The sequence below is a fragment of the Ensifer sp. ENS10 genome, from assembly GCF_014852025.1.
Lineage (GTDB): Bacteria > Pseudomonadota > Alphaproteobacteria > Rhizobiales > Rhizobiaceae > Ensifer.
In genome coordinates this window covers 32,290-50,971 of record NZ_JACVAS010000003.1, presented here as the reverse complement: position 1 = coordinate 50,971, position 18,682 = coordinate 32,290, and the positions used below count along the sequence as shown (strand labels likewise).

The window sequence follows — 18,682 nt, the reverse complement described above, 5'->3', positions numbered from 1 at the left end:
TCAGCCAATCCTCTTGCGGGTGCTGCGGGCGGCGAGCGCAAAGAAGACGCAGCCGATCAGGAGCATGACGGCGATGGAGCGCGTGAACATCGGCCAGATGTCGCCGGCAAGGAACACGGTCTGTAGGCTTGGGATCAGATAACGCGCCGGCACGATGAGAGTGATCCATTGAATAACCGTCGGCATCGAATTGATTTCGAAGAGAAAGCCGGAGAGCAGGAACGCCGGCAGAAAGGCTGAGATCAGCGCGAGCTGCGAGGCGAGAAACTGGTTCTTCGTGGCCGCCGAAATCAGCAGGCCCTGGCCGAGCGCCGGCATCAGGAAGGTTGCCGAGAGCGCATAGAGTGCTGCGACCGAGCCGCGGAAGGGGACGCCGAAGAGGAAGACGGCAAGCAGAACGCAGAGCGTCATCGACGTGAGGCCGAGGATAAAATAGGGCAGCAGCTTTCCGGCCAAAAGTTCGGCGGCCGAGACGGGTGTCGCCATCATCGCCTCCATCGTGCCCCGTTCCCATTCACGGGCAACGACGAGCGAGGTGAGCAGGGTCCCGACCAGCGTCATGACGATGGCGATTGACCCGGGCACAAGGAAGTTCCGGCTGGTCAGCTCCGGATTGAACCAGAATCGTTGCTCTGCCGAAATTGCCGGCGGCCGGCCGGCGCCGTCGCTCAAGCGCTGGCGCTCCCAGTTGGCAAGGGTCGCCTGGGCGTAGTTTTGCACGAAGTTGGCGGTGTTGGGGTCCGAGCCATCGACGAGCACCTGCACCGTCGGATGGCGCCCGGCGGCATAGTCCGCCGTGAAGCCGGCCGGAATCACGACGATGCCGCGCACGCGACCAAGCACCAGGTCTTCTTCGAATTCGCGCCGGTCGCGGCCGACCGTTACCTTGAAATAGCGTGACGCCTGGAAGCCGGCGGCGAGGTCGCGGGTCAGCGGTGCCTCCTCCTCGATGACGAGCCCGACGCGGGTCTGCGTCGTATCGAGCGAGACGCCGTAGCCGAAGAGAAACAGCAGGATCATGGGCAGCACGAAGGCGATCAGGATGCTGCTCGGATCGCGAACGATTTGATAGCTTTCCTTGCGCACGAGTGCGGCAAAGCGACGGGCTCGGGCGGCCCGGCTTTCGAGGTTGGCGGATTGCGCGCTCATGCCGCCTCCTTTTCCTCCGACCCCTGGACCAGGGCGATGAAAGCATCCTCCATCGTCGGATCCGGAAGCTTGTCGCTGGCGACCTGTGCCTTCAGTTCATCCGGCGAGCCGAGCGCGATCGACCGGCCGCGATAGATGAGCGAGATGCGGTCGCAATACTCAGCCTCGTCCATGAAGTGGGTGGTGACGAGCACGGTCACGCCCTTTTCGACCAGCCCGTTGATATGGGTCCAGAACTCGCGTCGGGTGATGGGGTCGACGCCGGAGGTCGGTTCATCGAGAAACAGTGCTTCCGGCTCATGCAGGACGGCGCAGGCAAGGGCCAGCCGCTGCTTGAGCCCAAGCGGCAGATCCTTGGCCGACATGTCGAGCAGCCGGCCGAAGGCGAAGATATCGGTCATCAGCTGGATGCGTTCGCGCTTGCCCGTGCCGGAAAGGCCGTAGACGCCGGCAAAGAAACTGAGGTTCTGCGCGACGCTTAGGTCTCCATAGAGCGAGAACTTCTGCGCCATGTAGCCAAGCCGGTTGCGCGCCTCCGCCGCGTCGCGACGCAAGTCGAAACCGGCGACGCGGCCTTCGCCGGCCGTAGGCTTCAACAGCCCACACAGCATCTTGAACGTGGTCGACTTGCCGGCGCCGTTCGGGCCGAGCAATCCGAAGATCTGGCCGCGCGGGATATCGAAGGTGATGTCGTCGGCGGCGGTGAAATCGCCGAAGCGTTTCGTCAGGCCGTGGGCCTCGATGACGGGCTTGCTGTCCTCCATCGTGAAAGGTGTCTGTGTTTCCGCCAGTTTCGAGCGGCCGCCGGGGCCGCCGCCGAGCATGTCGATGAAAGCATCCTCGAAGCGGGGCGGGGTGGTCGTCACGTCAGGCGCAGACGAGCCGTCGTCCGGTGTCGGCGGTTTTGTGTCCGGCTTCATCACCAGTCGGATCGCTTCACCCTGGATGACACCGTCGACGACATCGTCGTCATCGAGCAAGCGAGCGAGCTTCTGGCGGCGTCCATGCGCGATACCGGAAACCTTGAAGACGCGGTCGGCGACCCGAGCGGTCAGATCGGCGGGGCTGCCGGCAAAAAGCAACTTGCCCTCGTTCAGCAGGAGAACGCTGTCGCAGGCCTCGGCTTCGTCGAGATAGGCCGTCGACCAGACGACGCCAATGCCCTCGGCCGTCAGGTTCTCGACCATCTTCCAAAGGTCGCGGCGCGAGATCGGATCGACGCCGACGCCCGGTTCGTCCAGGAGGAGCAGGCGGGGCTTGCGCAGGAGCGCACAGGCGAGACCGAGCTTCTGCTTCATGCCGCCGGAGAGTTTGCCGGCAAGTCGCGCGGTAAAGCGCTTGAGATCGGTGAATTCCAGCAGTTCGTCGAAAGTCGCGGCACGCTCGGCGAGCGGCAGGCCACGCAGATCGGCATAGAGGTTGAGGTTCTCCTGGACGGAAAGATCTTCATAGAGGCCGAAGCGCTGCGGCATGTAGCCGATCGCCGCCTGGATGTCGGCGGCGTTGGTCACCGTGTCGAAACCGAGAACCTCGACCTTTCCCTCGTCCGGCACCATCAGCCCGGTCATCAGCCGGATCAGCGTGGTTTTTCCCGCGCCATCAGGGCCGACAAGCCCGGTGATCCGTCCGCCGAGGATTTCGCCATCGATGTGGTCGAGCGCCGCCGGGGCATCGCCGAAGCGCTTGACCACATCCAGGATCCGGACGAACGGTGCGTCGTCGTTCATCGTGTTGCCTCTGCGGATGCGGGCAAGTGCACTGTCACTGGCATGCCCTGCCTGAGATCGGGACCCGGCTTGTCGACCACGATGCGCAGGCGATAGACGAGGTCGGTCCTGAGCTCTGGCGTTTCCACCGACTTCGGTGTGAACTCGGCGACGGGCGAGATGAAACCTACCGTCGCGTTGTAGGGGCGATCCGGCGCACTGTCCGACGTGATCTCGACGTTCATGCCCGGATGCACCCGGCCAAGATCCGGTTCTGCGACATAGGCCCGGACCCAGACGGGTTCGTTGAGCGAGACGACATAGACCATGTCGGACGGCGCGACGATGGCGCCGACTTCGCGCACCCGGGACAGCACCGTGCCCGCGCTTGGCGCGAGCAGGCGGGTATCGGCAAGCGACGTGCGGGCACTTTCGAGCTTGGCTTCGGCTGCGAGCACCTGTGCCTGACCCGCCTCGATGTCCTCAATCCGGCTTCCCTCCACGATGAGCGCCAGCGCCTCGCGGGCGGAGGTGGCGCGCGCGGCGGCGGCAGCCCTGTTGGCGTTTGCCTCATCCAGATTGGCTTGCGAGATGGTGCCGTTCGGACGCAATTGCCGCGCGCGTTCATAGGCAAGGTTGGCATTTTCCAGGTCGGCCAGACGCTCCTCATGGGTGGCGCGCGCCTGGGCGATTTCTGTCGGGCGGGCGCCCGCCTTCAGTTTTGCAAGATTGGCCTTGAGCGCGCCGAGTTCGGCTTCGGCCGCGGCCACCGCCTGTTCGAACGGACCGGCGTCAAGGGTCGCAAGGACATCGCCCGGCTTCACCGCGTCGCCTTCGTCGACGGTGAGGCTCGCGATACGGCCATTGACACGGAAGCCGAGAGAGACTTGGCGGATGTCGACATTGCCGTAAAGCACCGAGGTTCGCTCCGTGCCGGTCCAGCCGAGCCGCTGGGGGACGTCGAACCACCAAGCACCGGCAGCAGTGCCAGCGAGCAACAGAAGGGCGATTGCCGGCTTGTTCATGGCTGACCCTCCTTCTCGCCGCCAAGTGCCGCGACAAGCTCGGCGACGTGCCGACGCAGAATGTCGAGTTCGTCGGGGCCAACGGCCTGCCAGTTCATCTGCCGGAGCATGGCCGCATGGGCCATACGGAAGACGAGGATGCTGCCGACGAAGGAGAGGGTCTTCAGCCGGACATGTTCGGATTGCGGCGGTTCGTCGAGAATGGTCGCGACCAGTCTCCCGGCCATGCCGATGATCGGTCCCATGACGTTGGTGTAGACCCGTTCGAAGGCTTCGGTCGGTTCCATCTGTTCGCGGATGATGAAACGCGCCCAGCTTTCGGACTGCCGGCTGACGAAGATCGCGACCATGTGTTGCGCCGTCTGGGTCAGGAGTTCCCGGGCTTCCTCAGCCGACATCGCCTTGCCTTCGTTGTCGAGGCGGGCAAGGCGCTCGAGGATCACGTTTCTGAGATCGCCGACATGTCCAACGATAATCGATGCAAGGTGTTCTGCGGCGGCGATGTAAAGGCCTTCCTTGCCACCGAAATAATAGGGGATCGCCTGCAGGTTTACGCCGGCAGTCTCCGCGAGCCTCCGCGTGCTGGCGCCATCGAAACCGTAGCGGCCGAAGACATCGATGGAACTCGTCAAAAGCTTTTCACGCGTGACATCGCCGCGGTCCTGCTTGGGTGCTTGGGTCGAGGTTTTGTTTTTCATCATGTCCTGAAATTACATCATTCCATTGATTAAGTCAATCGAATGAATTTGTCATGCGCGGTTGTGCGGCTCCGGTCCGGGCCATGGGCGGATCAGCGAAACGTTCGCGGCTCACGGCAGAGCGACGTAAAGGTTGGCTGCGATTTGGCCATTTGGCGCAGATGGTTGCGCATGGCGCCTAAGGCCGGCGCGCGATCACAAGGGGATGGAGGGGAGCATATACTGCTGGATCGGCCAATTGGCGGAGCCTAGACTGCCGCAGAGAAATCTATCGAGATCTTGGTACCGCGCTCCGGGGCCGTATCGACCGCGACGGTCGCCTGGTGGAGTTCGCTGATTCGCCGGACAATCTTCAGGCCGAGCCCGAGCTGACCGGAACTCTTCACGTAGCCTAGATCCTCGTGGTGTTCGGGCAAGTCGACGAGCCCCTTGCCATTGTCCTCGACCGAGACGACCGGGCCGGGACCGCAGGCGAGAACGATCCGCGTGCCCGGCGGATTGTGCTTCACCGCGTTCTCGATCAGGTTTCGCAGCATATTCTCGACGAGCGCCGGGATCGCGGTGACCGGCGGCGTGCCTTCGTCGACGAATTCGAGCGACTTGTCGTGGTCGAAGACGAACGGCGCGATGGCTTCCGCAACAGCGGCCCCGATTTGCGACAGGCTGGTGCGCTGGTAGGCGGAGGGATCGACTGCATCGGCCCGCGCCAGAGAGGTGAGCTGCTCCAGGATATGGGTCAGAGCGTCGAGGTCCCTTTCGGCATTGCGGGCCCTTGGGTCGTCGATGCGGCTCAGTTCCATCTTGGCGATCGAGACCGGCGTCCGGATCTCATGGGCGATCGAGGAGGAGAACAGCTTCTGCGACTGAATGAGATCGGCAACCCTCGTGAGCATGCGATTGACTGCGGAGACCAGCCGCGCGATCTCCTGCGGCATCCGCGTCAGTGGCAGGCGTGCATTGCTGTCGCGCGGGTCGAGTGCATCGGCTGCCTGGGCGGCCATGGCGACGGGTTTCAGCGCGCTGCGAATGGACCAGATCGTCGCACCGATGACGAGGCAGAACATCAACGTCATCGGTACGATCATCGAATCGAACATCTCATGCAGCAGGGCGCCGTACATGAAGCCGTTCGGATCGTTGAGGATCGCAAGTTCGATGAGCACGGTGGTCCCGCTCCGTTCGAAAGTCTGGCCGCCGGCGACGCTGAAGGGCTTGCCGGGAGCGATCAGCCGCTTCCAGAACTGCGGTGCATCCATGCTGACGGGCAGGAAATGCTGGGCGCATTCGCTCGTGCAGTTCGAATAGACGATCACGCCTGAGGCTGTGCGGATGCGCAGGAAGATCGAGCCATCGTCGTCATGGCGGTCCTGATAGCGCTCGCGCATCTCGTGACTGGGTTCGTAGCTCGCCACGCCATCGCGGACCTGGACATAGCCGACCAGGTTTTCGGTTTCCTGCTGGAGCATGAGCACGCTCAGCTTGTCGTCGTCGAACCAGTAGTCGGCAAAGACGACGCCGATCTGAATTGCCATGGCAATCAGCGAGAAGGCGATGATGCGGCGGGCGACGATGCCGATCAGCGACGGGTTGCGGGGTTTCATGAGGCGCGCCTGAGCAGATAACCGATACCGCGCACGGTCTCGATCTGTACGCCGGTGTCAAGCGGCTGCAGGCGCTTGCGCACGCGTGATACCGCGAGCTCGAGCGCATTGGGCGTCATTTCCTGGCCATATTCGGAAAGCGCCGTTTCGAGTTTGCGCTTCGGCACGACGCGGCCGACTTCCCGCATCAGGATTTCCATCAGCGAACGCTCGCGCGGCGGCAACGGCACCACGATGCCGTCACAGGTAAGGTCCGCAGTCGCCGGGTCGTAGCGCAAGGCGCCAGCCTCCAGCACCGGCTGGACCGCTTGCGGGTTGCGTCTCAGCATCGCACGGCAACGGGAGAGAAGCTCCCGATGATGGAATGGCTTGACGAGATAGTCGTCGGCACCGGCATCGAGCCCGGCAATACGCTCGTCGACGGATCCCTTGGCGGTGATGATCAGCACAGGCAGCCCCGGATAGTCGTGCCGGAGGCGACGAAGCAGGGACAAGCCGTCGCCGTCGGGCAAGCCGAGATCGAGCAATACGAGATCGTGCTCCTGCCCCGCGATTGCCGTTTCGGCGTCCGCAACGGTTGAAACGGAATCGAGGCGCCAGCCAGCGTCCCGCATGGTTTCTCCGACCAGTTCTACCAGTCGCGGGCTGTCTTCAACCAGGAGCAGGCGCATTGAATCGTCTCGATATTACAGGGGCCGCTGCCGACCATATGGGCTTTCGCTTGGGCTGCCAACTCCCGGTCGCAATACCCACCACCGCGTGCATGAAGCGGTCAATGAGCAATCTTGACGGGGTTTGGACAGCTTGCACGTCGTATCTCGACCGGTGAGGGGGAGGCTGTAACTGAACAGGTGGCCGTATTGCGGTCTCCGCTTCGACTGAATGCCCGCGCCTGTATTGACCATCTCAGATGATCGTGCAGTCGCCGCTGGAGACGACCGCATTGATTTTTTCGAGAATTCGCCGGCCAGAGATCGGTAGTATCGCTCTGAGCGCGCTCGTCAGCGCCTATCTGCTTGTCGCCACCAACAATTCCTTCTGGACGCACACGGTTGCCTATTTCAACGATTCCGTCGTGGCGCTTGTGTCCTTCAGCGCGGCACTCTGCCTCCTGACCTTTGCTGGGCTTACGACCGCTTCCGTCAAATATGTGATGAAGCCGGTGTTGATCTTCATCATCATGGTGTCGGCGTCGGCCTCCTATTTCATCGATACCTTTGGCGTCATCATCGACAAGGACATGATCGGCAATGCAGCCGTGACGACGCAGGCGGAAGCCGGCCACCTGCTGACCGGCAGCCTGGCGATGCACCTGCTGCTCTATGGTCTGCTCCCCTCGCTTCTCGTCATCTGGGTCAAGGTCCGCCGTCGCCCCTTCGTTGCGAATGCCGCGATCAATCTTGCGGTGATCATCCCCTGCCTCATCGTCAGCAGCGGGCTGGTTTATGCCAATTTCGCGAACGTCGCCTACGTGATCCGCGAGCACAAGGACCTGATGAAGCGGTTCAATCCGACGGGGCCGGTCTCGGCCGCCGTGCGGTATGCCGCTTCGACTTTCAAAGAGCGCAACATCGTCGTGCAGCCGCTCGGCACCGACGCCCGCCAGGGTCCGCGGATTGCGGCGGCCGGCAAGCCGGTGGTCGTTGTCGTCGTAGCGGGCGAGACCGCGCGCGCAATGAACTTCTCTTTGAACGGCTACGCGCGCGAGACCAATCCGGAACTGAAGGCGCTCGGCGTCGTGAACTATGCGGACACCACGAGCTGCGGCACGGCGACGGCGATTTCGCTCCCCTGCATGTTCTCCGTCTATCCGCGTAATGAATACAGCGACTGGAAGGCGCGTTCGACGGAAAATCTGATGAACGTGCTGACGCGTGCCGGCGTCTCGACCACCTGGTGGGACAACAACACCGGCAGCAAGGGCATCGCCGATCTCATCAGCTTCGCCAGCATGACCAACCAGAAGAACAGCCCCCTGTGCAAGAACGGCGAATGCCTGGATGAAATCTTCCTCGGCGAACTCGACAGGAAGCTCCAGGCGACCACATCGAACAGTGTTATCGTCCTGCACCAGCTCGGCAGCCACGGGCCGTCCTACTATCTGCGCTACCCTGAGAAGTTCCGCCGGTTCACGCCGGATTGCCGGACGCCGGAACTGATGAAGTGCTCGGTCGCCGAGATCACCAACGCCTACGACAATTCGATCCTTTACACCGACTACGTGCTGGCAAGTGTTGCCCGTCTCCTGGAAAAGCACCAGGACCGCGTGGCGGGCGCGATGATCTACATGTCCGACCATGGCGAGTCGCTCGGCGAAGACGGTATCTATCTGCACGGTGCGCCCTACGCGATTGCCCCGCGGGAGCAGACGCAGGTGCCGTTCGTCGCCTGGTTTTCGAAGCCCTATCAGGCGGCCATGGGGGTCGATACCGCCTGTCTCGCCAAGGATACGGCACAGCCGAAGTCGCACGACAATCTCTTCCATACCGTTCTCGGCATGATGAACGTCGAGACGAAGGTCTACAAACGTGACCTCGACGCTTTCGCAAATTGCACGCGGAAGCCGGCCGGTGGCCCGGTATTCCAGTCGGCAGATACCGCCAACGATCTGCCGGCCAATACAACGCGCGCCGTCGCATTGCCGGGCGCACTCTGAGCGCAACCGCGACCGGTTGCCGCGATTTTTCCAAGGTCTCGGAACAAAAGCGCGTTTCGACGCTTCCTTGCTTACATGTCCTCGACTCCGCGCGGACGGTCGGCGACCCCTTTTGCCATATCAGTCCGGTGGACAGAGGCCCCAATCCGTACGCAGGAGGATTAGATGCGCGTCGTCGGTATACAGGTTTCCCCGGAAAGAGGCGGTCGAGCCGGATTTAGCGTCGAGTTCGTCGGCGATGGCGGGGAAGTGGTGACCGTGATGTGCCCGCAGGATGATGCCGGCTCCTTGAACCGGCTCAACGCCATCGCAAAGGCAAAGGATATGCTCAGAACGGCGCTCGACGCAGACGAAGCGCTTCCGGCTGCGGGCGGTGCGAAGGCGGCCTTTCGCGGACCGCTGCCGAATGCACGTCGGGCGCATGATCGGGACGCGATGGAAGAGCAGCTCGAAGAGGGGCTTGAAGATACATTTCCGGCGAGCGACCCGGTATCGATCGCCACTTCGACGATTGCAAAGGGCCATTCCCGCCGCTGAGGGCTCAGCGACGATGCCGCCTGTCCCGAGTGACGGAATACGGCTTTCGCGATTTCGCTCGAAGGCGTACCTCCGCCCAGTTTCGGCCATCTCGGCGGACTACCGGAAAAATTGTCGGGCACTTTGACGTCAATCGATATCGCGCGCATACGTTTCGACGAAAGACTTGTTATAGTGTTTTGATTTATCGATATTTTCTCTCGGATCAGCCCGGTTCGAGGGTTTGGAGTATGTGTGGAGAGTAGACGCATGGCCGGCCGGCAACTCACCTTCGCCATCGGCGACATTCATGGTTGCCTCGACCAGTTGCGTGTGCTTTTGCGCGAGATTGAAACCTATGCACCGGCGGGCAGGGTCATTTTTCTCGGCGACTTGATCGACCGGGGGCCGGACAGTCGCGGCGTCGTCGAGTTGGTCATGGCCGGCCCGTCAAAACCCGGTTGGACCTGGCTGACACTCAAGGGCAACCATGAAGAGATGTTATGGGGCGCCAGCAGCGGCGAGAGCGACGTTGATTGGTGGCTCATGAACGGTGGCCAGGAGACGCTGGTCTCCTACAATGGCGTCGTTCCCGGTCGGCATCTGAAGTGGATCAAGGAGCTTCCCACGATCCTTGTCGAGCGGCATCGCATTTTCGTGCATGCGGGTATCGATGAGACCTTGCCGCTCGAACAGCAAGGCGACGAGATCTTCCTCTGGATCCGGCGACCAGAGGACTATTCGGGCGAGTACTTTGGAAAACATCTCTGCCATGGGCATACACCCAGCATGGCCAATCCGCGCACGATCGGAAACCGGACCAATGTCGATTCCGGCGCCGTCTTCAGTGGCGTGCTGTCCTGTGCCGTCTTCGACGACGATCAGCCCGGTGGCCCGATCGATTTCCTCATGACGACGCAAATCCAGGCCGCAAGCTGAGCGACATCGCTGGCGGTTGCGGCGCAAATGTCATTGTGCGTCCGGCCGTCCGGTAGTAGGTGTGCCTTCTCCATAGGGCGATGTTGCTGCCGCCCGTTTCACCACCTCAGGGGATTGCCTTGGACGCCGCGCCTTCATCCGTGTTCACGAAGAATTTTGCTGCCCTGCTGTTCGATATGGATGGCACTCTGCTGAACTCCATGGCCGTCGTCGAGCGCGTCTGGGGCGCCTGGGCGGTGCGCAACGGGATCGATCCGATCGAGTTCATAAAGACCGTTCATGGCGTGCGCGCCGTCGATACGATCCGCAATCTCGAACTGCCCGATGTCGATCCGGAAAAGGAAGCCTTTGATCTGGCGCTCGCAGAGATCGCCGATGTCGAGGGCATCGTCGAAATCCCCGGCGCCGTCGCGTTCCTGAATTCACTACCGCCGGAAAAATGGGCGATCGTCACGTCCGCGCCGCTGGACTTGGCAGTGCGCCGCCTTGCTGCTGCCGGCATCCCGACGCCGCAGTTGATGATTACGGGCGAAGATGTTTCCGTCGGCAAACCCGATCCGCAGGGCTACCGGATGGCTGCCGAGCGCCTGGGTGTGCGTCCGGAGGATTGCCTGGTCTTCGAAGACGCACCTGCGGGAATTCTTGCCGGTCTCGCGGCCGGCGCCGACGTCGTCGTCGTTACCGGCGCACACGCGGCCGTGGAAGGTACTCCGCACCTGACGCTTGATCGCTACCACGAGATCGAGGTGGAACTCGCAAGCGACGGCACGCTGTCGCTGCGTCAAACTCTCTAAATGCGTCAAGGAAGCCGAAGGTCGGCGACGGCCTTCGGCTTCCCATTTGATTCAGGCGTTGAGCCAGCATTTCGTCAGCGCGTGGCCGCCCATCAGTTCGCCGTTCGGATCGTCGACCCAGCCGCCGACCTTGTCGCTCGTTGCGTCGATGTAGTTGTTGAACATCGGCACGATGACCCCGCCCTCGTCACGCAAAATCATCGCCGACTGGCGATAGAGCGCCTTGCGCTTGGCTGTGTCGAGTTCGCCGCGCGCAGTGAAGATCAGCTTGTCGAAATCCTCGCGGAAGAAGCGCGTGTCGTTCCACTCTGCCTTCGATAGGTAGGCGATGGAATAGACCTGGTCCTGCGTCGGCCGCCCGGTCCAGTAGGACATGCTGAAGGGCTGCTTGTTCCAGACATCCGACCAGTAGCCGTCGCCCGGTTCGCGCTTCAGGTCGATGGTGATCCCGCATTTGGCGGCACTCATCTGGAAAAGCTGCGCCGCGTCGACGGCGCCTGGGAAGGCGACGTCCGAAGTTCTCAGCAGAACCGAGCCGCTGTGGCCGGACTTCTTGTAGTGGAACTTCGCCTTGTCCGGATCGAATGCCCGCTGTTCGATGTCGTTGTCGAAGAGCGGGTAGCCCTTGATCATCGGCGTGTCGTTACCGACGGTGCCGTAGCCGGCGAGCACCTTGGCGACCATCTCTTCGCGGTCGACGGCGTATTTCAGCGCCAGGCGCAGGTCGTTGTTGTCGAAGGGCGTCGTGTTGCAGTGGGCGATGAAGACATAGTGACCCTTGCCCGGCACGTTGCGGATGACGACCCCGGGCAAGCGCTGGATCAGGGCCACGACCTTGGGCTCGATACGGTTGATCATGTGGATCTGGCCGCTCTGTAGCGCGGCGGTGCGTGCCGTCGAATCGTTGATGACGGCGATTTCGATCTGCTCGGCATGGCCGCGTTCGGCGGAGCCCCAATAGCCTTCGTGGCGTTCGGCGATGTGTTTGACGCCCGGCTCATTGGAGACCACCTTGTAAGGCCCGGTGCCGATGCCCGCCGTCGGATCATCCTTGCCACCGTTCGGCTGGATCATCAGGTGGTAATCGCTGACAACATAGGGCAGGTCGGCGTTCGGTTGGCGAAGCGTGATGACGACGCTGTCGCCATCTGCCTTGATTGTCTCGAATTCCTGGACGAAGGGCAGGGCCGCCGATTTGGAATCGGCATCGCCGTGACGCTCGAGTGTCGCCACCACGTCCGCCGGGGTCAGTTCCTTGCCGTTGTGAAAGGTGACGTCCTTGCGGATCTTGAAGCGCCAGGTCTTGGCGTCGGGTGTTGCCTCATAGGATTCGGCGAGCCGATATTCGATCTCGCCGGCCGGAGATACCTCGAGCAACTGTTCTCCCCAGCAGCGCCCAAGTGTGTAGGGGACCTGGCTTGCCCATGTCGCGGGGTCGAGGCTGTTCGTCGACTCCCCGCCGACGAGGCCGGCCTTCAGTGTTCCCCCTTTGACAGGCCCGGCCGCTCGAGCTGCCTGGCCGAGCAGCAGGTTCGCCGACGCGACCGTAACGCCGAGCGCTGCGGCGCGCCCGAGAAACTCCCGTCGCGACAGCCGCCCTGCGGCCACCTGTTGGCTCATGAATTCCAGTTCTCTTGGCATGGCTCACTCCCTCCCTTGTAAGACCCGCCCGGCGCACCGGTATCGTTGCAGGATATTGGAGGCAGATATCGCGTCTGGATTCTTGCCGCGCGACAGTTGGTGCCGCAGATCGACTGGAGAACGTCGTATCCTCGACCGCCGGCACGACCCGACGGCGACAGGCAGCGTCAGCCCTTGCGGGCGTAACGTTGCAGAACGGCGGAGATATCCGGCTCGGTCTTGTCGATATCGAGTTCGGCGCGCAGCTCGACGGCGTGGAGATGCTCTAGCATGATCCGCTCTGCCGTGGCGGTGTCGCGCGACTGCAGCGCGCGGATGATCTGCACATGTTCGTCGACTGCGCATTCCGGAGAATGCAGCCGGGCGAAACGCGCTAGGATCAGCGAGCAGCGCGAGACGATCTCGCGGACAAAGCGCGCCAGGGCCTGCGAGCCCGTGAGTTCGGCGAGCAGGATGTGGAATTCGCCTGCGAGGCGGATCGAAAGCGGGCCGTGATCGGAAAGGGCTGCTTCTTCCTGCTTCACGTGCTGCTCCAGCCGCTTGACGTCGGCGCTGTCGAGATCGGCCACCAGCCGGCGGATCACTTCGGCTTCCAGCATGCGCCTTAGCGCGAAGATATCGCGGGCTTCTTCCAGCGTCGGCTCCGCCACGCAGGCGCCCTTGTTGGCTCTGAGATCGACGATGCCCTCGGCGTTCAGCCGGACCAGGGCCGCGCGAACGCTGGTACGGCTGACCTTGAAATGATCGGCGATCGTGTCTTCGGCAAGCTTCGTTCCCGGCCTTAATGCCTGCTCCAGGATGGCCTGGCGCAGGAGCCTGTAGACGATGTCGCTGCGGCTCGATTTCTCAGACAAGGTTGCCTCCCCCGACGGGCCGATCGAGGATCGGCCAAACATGTCCTGCATTTCGATAACGCCCGAATATTTCGTCGTCAATATTGTATACAATCATGTTGATGTTTGTATCCGTCTATCGTATGCAATTGATGGCGCTGACAATTACGGGTTGGTGTCGATCGGTTCGGGAGGAGGCGTGCGATGAGGACCGCACGACCAGGACCGGTCAGGACAAGGAAACCAAAGGGAGGGAATTCATGAAAAACAGAATCCTACAGCTTTGCGCGACCGTTGCGGGCATCGCCGTCGGGCTTGTGGCCGCGACGTCTGCGAACGCGGCGACGACGCTTGAAACGGTCAAGGCGCGCGGCAAGCTGATCTGTGGCGTCTCGATGAGCACGCCGGGCTTTGCCACCGCGGATGCCAAGGGTCACATGGGGGGCTTCGACGTCGACGTCTGCCGTGCCGTGGCCGCCGCCGTTTTCGGCGATCCGGAAAAGGTCGATTTCGTCCTGACGAACATCAATACGCGCTTCCAGGCGCTCCAGTCCGGCGAGATCGACATGCTGTCGCGCCAGACGACCCTTACCTTCTCGCGCGAAGTCTCGCTTGGCCTCGATTTCGGGCCGACAGTCTTCTACGACGGCCAGGGGCTGATGGTGCCGAAATCGCTCGGCGTCAACAGCGCCAAGGAACTGACGGATGCCGCGATCTGCACGCTGCCGGGCACCACGACCGCGCAGAACCTCAGCGACTTCTTCCGCTCGATCGGCGGCAAGTTCGAACTGGTCGTCTTCGAAAACCCGGACGAAAACCGCAACGCCTTCTTCTCAGGCCGTTGCGAAGCGATCTCGTCCGACCGTTCGGACCTCGCTTCGATCCGCGCCGTTGCCAACAACCCGGATGATTACGTCGTTCTGCCGGAAACCATCTCCAAGGAGCCGCTGGCGCCTGCTGTTCGCCAGAACGACTCCAACTGGCGTGACATTGTATCCTGGTCCGCCTGGATGCTGATGGCGGCCGAGGAGCGCGGCATCACGCAGGCCAATGTCGACGAGATGGCCAAGAGCGAGGATCCGGAGATCCAGCGCATGCTCGGCGTCAATGAAGAACTCGGCAAGATGCTGAACCTCGACAACAAGTGGGGCTACAACATCATCAAGGGTGTGGGAAACTATGGTGAAGTGTTCGAGCGCAACCTCGGCACCAAGACCGCTCTCGGCCTGACCCGAGGTCCGAATACGCGCTGGAGCGAAGGTGGCCTGCTCTACGCACCGCCGTTCCGTTGAGGATTGATAGGCCCACGCTCAAGCGCGGGCCTAGCTTTCTGCTGCAGAAATTCAAAGTGCCAAAGCGACCTCTGCGCCCCGGTAAGACCGGCGGCGCTGTAGGTCCTGCCTAAGGGACGGGTGCCGATGCCCCTGTTTTATGATGCGCGCATTCGCGCCTATCTCTATCAAGTGATCGCCGTCGGTGTCGTGCTGCTCATCGCCTGGGTGATGTTCAGCACCGCAAGCGCCAATCTTGCCAAGCAGGATATCGCGACCGGTTTCGGCTTCCTGGCGCGCCAGGCCGGTTTCGTCATCACGGAAACCGCGATCACCTACGAGCCGACCGATACAATCGGCCGTGCGATCCTCGTCGGCATTGCCAATACGGTGAAAGTCTCGCTGCTCGCCGCACTGCTGGGCACCATTCTCGGTCTGCTGGTCGGCATCGGGCGGCTGTCGCACAATCCCGTGCTGTCGCGACTGATGCTTGCCTATGTGGAGGCCCTCCGCAACGTGCCGCTGCTGCTCTACCTGCTGCTCTGGTACTCGCTGATCATCTCCACCTTTCCGCCGGTCAAGCAGGCGATCCAGATGCTTCCGGGTGTGTTCCTGTCGAACAGCGGCCTGGTCATGCCCGCCCTGCACTGGGAGAGCGGATTTTCGGCAATGGTCACGGCTCTCGTTGTCGGCATCGCTGCGGCCGCTTCCGTTGCACGGATTCTCGGCCGCAGGCGCGTCGTCACCGGCAAGGACAGACCGATTGCCTTGATCGCGACGATTGCGCTTCTTCTGCCGCTCGTGGCAGCATTGCTGCTCGCCAACATTTCCGTCACTTGGGACGTACCAGAACTCGGCCGGTTCCGCTTGAGCGGCGGCTATCACCTGCGCCCGGAATTCGTGGCGCTTCTCCTCGGGCTGACGCTTAGCGTGTCGGCCAACGTTGCGGAGATCGTCCGGGCCGGCATCCAGGCGGTCAGCAAAGGACAGTGGGAGGCCGCGACGGCCCTCGGCCTATCACGCGCGCGCACCTTGAAGCTGGTGATCCTGCCGCAGGCGCTGAGGATCATCATCCCGCCTCTAACCAACACCTATCTGACCGTCTTCAAGAACAGCTCGCTCGCGATCGCCATCGGCTATCCGGATCTGGTGATGGTTTCGAACACGATCATGAACCAGACCGGGCAGGCGATTGAATCCATTGCCATTTTCATGGGCGTCTATCTCGGGCTGTCGATCCTCATCTCGCTGGTGATGAACTGGTACAATGCCAAGGTCGCGCTGAGGGAGCGCTGAGCAATGACACAGATCGATACCCTCATCGGCGACGCATCGCTTACGTCCCACCGCGAAGCGCCACCGGCACCGAAAGGGCGCTGGCTCAGCGCCTATTTCGGAACGCCGGGCAACGCACTGATCACCATCCTTTGCCTCGGAACGATCTTCGCGGTTGCGAAACTGGTGATCGGCTGGCTGTTCGTCGACGCCACCTTTGTCGGCACGCCGGCGGAATGCAAGGTGACGAATGGCGCCTGTTGGCCGTTCCTGTCGACGAAGATGCGCTACATCTTCTTCGGCTTCTATCCGTTCGAGGAGCAATGGCGGCCGCTGACGGCGATGCTCTTGTTTCTCGGCGCCTGTGTCGTCTCGATGGTCCCGAAGGTCTGGGGACGGGCGCTGTTGATCGCCTGGATCGCAGTCATCCTGCCGGTGCTCTATGTGCTGATGGCGGGCGGGTTCTTTGGCCTGACGGTCGTGCCGACGACGCAATGGGGAGGGCTGCCGCTCTCCTTCATGCTTTCCTTCATCGGGCTTGCCTGCGCGTTGCCGCTTGGGATCGCGCTTGCACTCGCCCGCGCCTCCAGCCTTCCAGCCATCCGCATCCTGGGAGTGAGCTTCATCGAGATCGTGCGCGGCGTGCCGCTGATCAGCATCCTGTTCATGGCAACGGTCATGCTGCCGCTGTTCATGCCCGACGGCATCACCATCGATAAGCTCATCCGCGCACAGGTGGCGATCATCCTCTTTGCCGCCGCCTATATCGCCGAGATCGTCCGTGGCGGCTTGCAGGCGGTGCCCAACGGGCAGGTGGAGGCCGGACACTCGCTCGGTCTGCACTACTGGCAGATCATGCGCAAGATCGTGCTGCCGCAGGCGTTGAAGAAGGTCATCCCGCCGCTCGTCAGCCTCTTCATCGGGTTCTTCCAGGATACGACACTGGTGACCATCGTCGGCTTGCTCGACTTCCTCGACACCGTGCGTACCGCCATGCGCGATCCGGAATGGCAGGGCATCGCGGTGCTAGAAGGCTACGTCTTCGCGGCCGTCGTCTATTTCATTTTCAGTGCTCTCATGGGAGCTTACAGCCGTTTCCTCGAACAATATTTCAGGACATCGCATGACTAAAGAGATCCACGTCATCCGCAATGTGCATACGCTCGTCGCCTTCGACAGCGAGCGCAATGGCCATGTCTATCTGCACAACGCCGACATCGCCTATGACGACAAGGGCTTCGTCCATGTCGGCGGTCACTACGAAGGTCCGTTCGACAGTGAGAGTTCCGGCCGCGACCGGATGATCATGCCGGGCTTCGTCAATGTCCATTGCCACTCCGGCGAAGAGCCGATCTCCAAGGGCATCTTCGAGGACACGGGCACGGCAGCCCTTTGGGGCAATGCGCTCTACGAATACTCCAACCTTCTGGAGATCGACGAAGACGCGATCGAGGCGTCGCTGACCGTCATGGTCGGTGACCTGATGCGCAGCGGCGTCACCACGCTGCTCGATATCGCCGGCCCGCATGAAAGCTGGCTGCCGACGCTCGCGCGAAGCGGTGCACGCGCTTTCGTCGCGCCGGGCTTCCGCGAGGCGCAGTGGCATGTCGAAGACAGCCACCGTCTCGATTTCCGCTGGGACAAGGCGCGTGGGCGCGACGCTTTCGCTCGGGCTCTGGAGGTCGTCGATGCCGCGACAGCGCACCCCTCCGGTCGGCTTGGCGGCGTCGTCGCACCATCGCAGATCGAGACCTGCTCGCCGGAACTGCTGCAGGATGCGGTGGCGGCAGCGCGCAAGCGCGGCGTTCCGGTCACCATCCACGCCGCCCAGACCATGGCCGAGCACGAGGAACTCCTGCGCCGACACGGACTGACGGCCGTGCAATATCTCGAAAGCCTGGGCTTGCTCGGAAAGGATCTGATCCTCGGCCATTGCATCTTTGTCGACAGCCATTCGTGGACGCGCCAGCGCACGGAGGTCGATTTGCGTCTTCTTGCCGATCGCCAGACGACCGTCGCCCATTGCCCGGTCACCTTCTCGCGCAGCGGCATGGCGCTGGAATCGGTCGGCCGCTACCGTCGGGCAGGCGTTAACGTTGCGCTCGGAACGGACAGCTATCCCTTCAATATGCTGGAAGAAATGCGCCAGGCGATGATCTGTGCACGACTGTCCGGCAAGTCCGTCTTCGATGTCGCGACCGGTGATATCCTGGAGGCTGCGACCATCGCCGGCGCCAGGGCGCTCGGCCGTGATGACATCGGCCGCATCGCCGTCGGTTCCAAAGCGGATTTCCTCGTGGTCGATCTTCGCCACCACGCGATGCAGCCAGTCTACGATCCGCTGCGCAATCTCCTTCATTGTGCAGCCGAGCGGGCGATAGAGCGGGTCTATGTTGACGGAACCTGCGTCGTCAGCGGCGGACGGCCAACCCTGATCGACTACGATGGAGCGCTTGCGAAGCTGCAGGAGGCGCAGGACTACGCTTGCCGGAAGGCACCTGAAAACGACCCGAAGGGCCGCGGGATGCGGACGCTAGCGCCGCTATCCTTGCCCATGGCCCGTCCGGGAAGGGCGTAG

General features: G+C 62.3%; 16 protein-coding genes. 8 read left to right on the top strand and 8 right to left on the bottom strand.

Going from position 1 to position 18,682, the window contains the following annotated elements; translation table 11 throughout:
- From IB265_RS13555 to IB265_RS13530, 6 genes are all read right to left on the bottom strand, one after another.
- Positions 1–1,149 carry an ABC transporter permease gene (locus IB265_RS13555; RefSeq protein ID WP_057248523.1) on the bottom strand — a complete coding sequence of 383 codons (1,149 nt, stop codon included), beginning with the start codon at positions 1,147–1,149 and terminating at the stop codon, positions 1–3.
- Positions 1,146–2,876: an ATP-binding cassette domain-containing protein gene (locus IB265_RS13550; protein ID WP_057248522.1), complete on the bottom strand. Its 1,731-nt coding sequence runs from the start codon at positions 2,874–2,876 to the stop codon at positions 1,146–1,148. Before IB265_RS13550 ends, IB265_RS13555 begins: the two co-directional genes overlap by 4 nt.
- Positions 2,873–3,880: a secretion protein HlyD gene (gene hlyD, locus IB265_RS13545; protein WP_057248521.1), complete on the bottom strand. Its 1,008-nt coding sequence runs from the start codon at positions 3,878–3,880 to the stop codon at positions 2,873–2,875. The genes IB265_RS13550 and hlyD overlap by 4 nt, the downstream gene beginning before the upstream one ends.
- Positions 3,877–4,581, bottom strand: a complete 705-nt coding sequence (locus tag IB265_RS13540; RefSeq protein ID WP_057248520.1) for a CerR family C-terminal domain-containing protein — start codon at positions 4,579–4,581, stop codon at positions 3,877–3,879. The genes hlyD and IB265_RS13540 overlap by 4 nt, the downstream gene beginning before the upstream one ends.
- Positions 4,582–4,826: 245 nt before the next feature.
- Positions 4,827–6,179, bottom strand: a complete 1,353-nt coding sequence (locus tag IB265_RS13535) for a HAMP domain-containing sensor histidine kinase (protein ID WP_057248519.1) — start codon at positions 6,177–6,179, stop codon at positions 4,827–4,829.
- Positions 6,176–6,850: a response regulator transcription factor gene (locus tag IB265_RS13530; protein WP_057248518.1), complete on the bottom strand. Its 675-nt coding sequence runs from the start codon at positions 6,848–6,850 to the stop codon at positions 6,176–6,178. The genes IB265_RS13535 and IB265_RS13530 overlap by 4 nt, the downstream gene beginning before the upstream one ends.
- A gap of 272 nt (positions 6,851–7,122) precedes the next feature.
- Between IB265_RS13530 and IB265_RS13525 the strand changes: the two genes are divergently transcribed.
- The 4 genes from IB265_RS13525 to IB265_RS13510 all read left to right on the top strand — a co-directional run bounded on the left by IB265_RS13525 (position 7,123) and on the right by IB265_RS13510 (position 11,084).
- A complete protein-coding gene (locus tag IB265_RS13525; RefSeq protein ID WP_162261275.1) occupies positions 7,123–8,835 on the top strand; it encodes a phosphoethanolamine transferase in 1,713 nt (570 codons plus the stop codon).
- A gap of 165 nt (positions 8,836–9,000) precedes the next feature.
- Positions 9,001–9,372, top strand: coding sequence for a hypothetical protein (locus IB265_RS13520; RefSeq protein WP_057248516.1), 372 nt, complete (start codon positions 9,001–9,003; stop codon positions 9,370–9,372).
- A 249-nt stretch (positions 9,373–9,621) separates the two neighbouring features.
- On the top strand, positions 9,622–10,290 hold the full coding sequence (locus IB265_RS13515; RefSeq protein ID WP_057248515.1) for a metallophosphoesterase family protein: 669 nt from the start codon (positions 9,622–9,624) through the stop codon (positions 10,288–10,290).
- Positions 10,291–10,370: 80 nt separating this feature from the next.
- Positions 10,371–11,084: an HAD family hydrolase gene (locus IB265_RS13510; RefSeq protein ID WP_375293063.1), complete on the top strand. Its 714-nt coding sequence runs from the start codon at positions 10,371–10,373 to the stop codon at positions 11,082–11,084.
- Positions 11,085–11,135: 51 nt separating this feature from the next.
- Here IB265_RS13510 and IB265_RS13505 read toward each other — a convergent pair whose 3' ends face one another.
- Entirely contained in the window at positions 11,136–12,725 is a 1,590-nt protein-coding gene (locus IB265_RS13505; RefSeq protein WP_057248513.1) for an ABC transporter substrate-binding protein, read from the bottom strand.
- 167 nt (positions 12,726–12,892) lie between these two features.
- A complete protein-coding gene (locus IB265_RS13500; protein WP_244495534.1) occupies positions 12,893–13,579 on the bottom strand; it encodes a GntR family transcriptional regulator in 687 nt (228 codons plus the stop codon).
- Positions 13,580–13,818: 239 nt separating this feature from the next.
- On the opposite strand from IB265_RS13500, the gene IB265_RS13495 reads away from it, so the two are divergent.
- From IB265_RS13495 to IB265_RS13480, 4 genes are all read left to right on the top strand, one after another.
- Positions 13,819–14,850: an amino acid ABC transporter substrate-binding protein gene (locus IB265_RS13495; protein WP_057248512.1), complete on the top strand. Its 1,032-nt coding sequence runs from the start codon at positions 13,819–13,821 to the stop codon at positions 14,848–14,850.
- Positions 14,851–14,976: 126 nt separating this feature from the next.
- On the top strand, positions 14,977–16,125 hold the full coding sequence (locus IB265_RS13490) for an amino acid ABC transporter permease (protein WP_057248511.1): 1,149 nt from the start codon (positions 14,977–14,979) through the stop codon (positions 16,123–16,125).
- A gap of 3 nt (positions 16,126–16,128) precedes the next feature.
- Complete coding sequence (locus IB265_RS13485; RefSeq protein WP_057248510.1) at positions 16,129–17,235, top strand: amino acid ABC transporter permease; 1,107 nt, start codon at positions 16,129–16,131, stop codon at positions 17,233–17,235.
- Positions 17,228–18,682, top strand: coding sequence for an amidohydrolase family protein (locus tag IB265_RS13480; protein WP_057248509.1), 1,455 nt, complete (start codon positions 17,228–17,230; stop codon positions 18,680–18,682). Before IB265_RS13485 ends, IB265_RS13480 begins: the two co-directional genes overlap by 8 nt.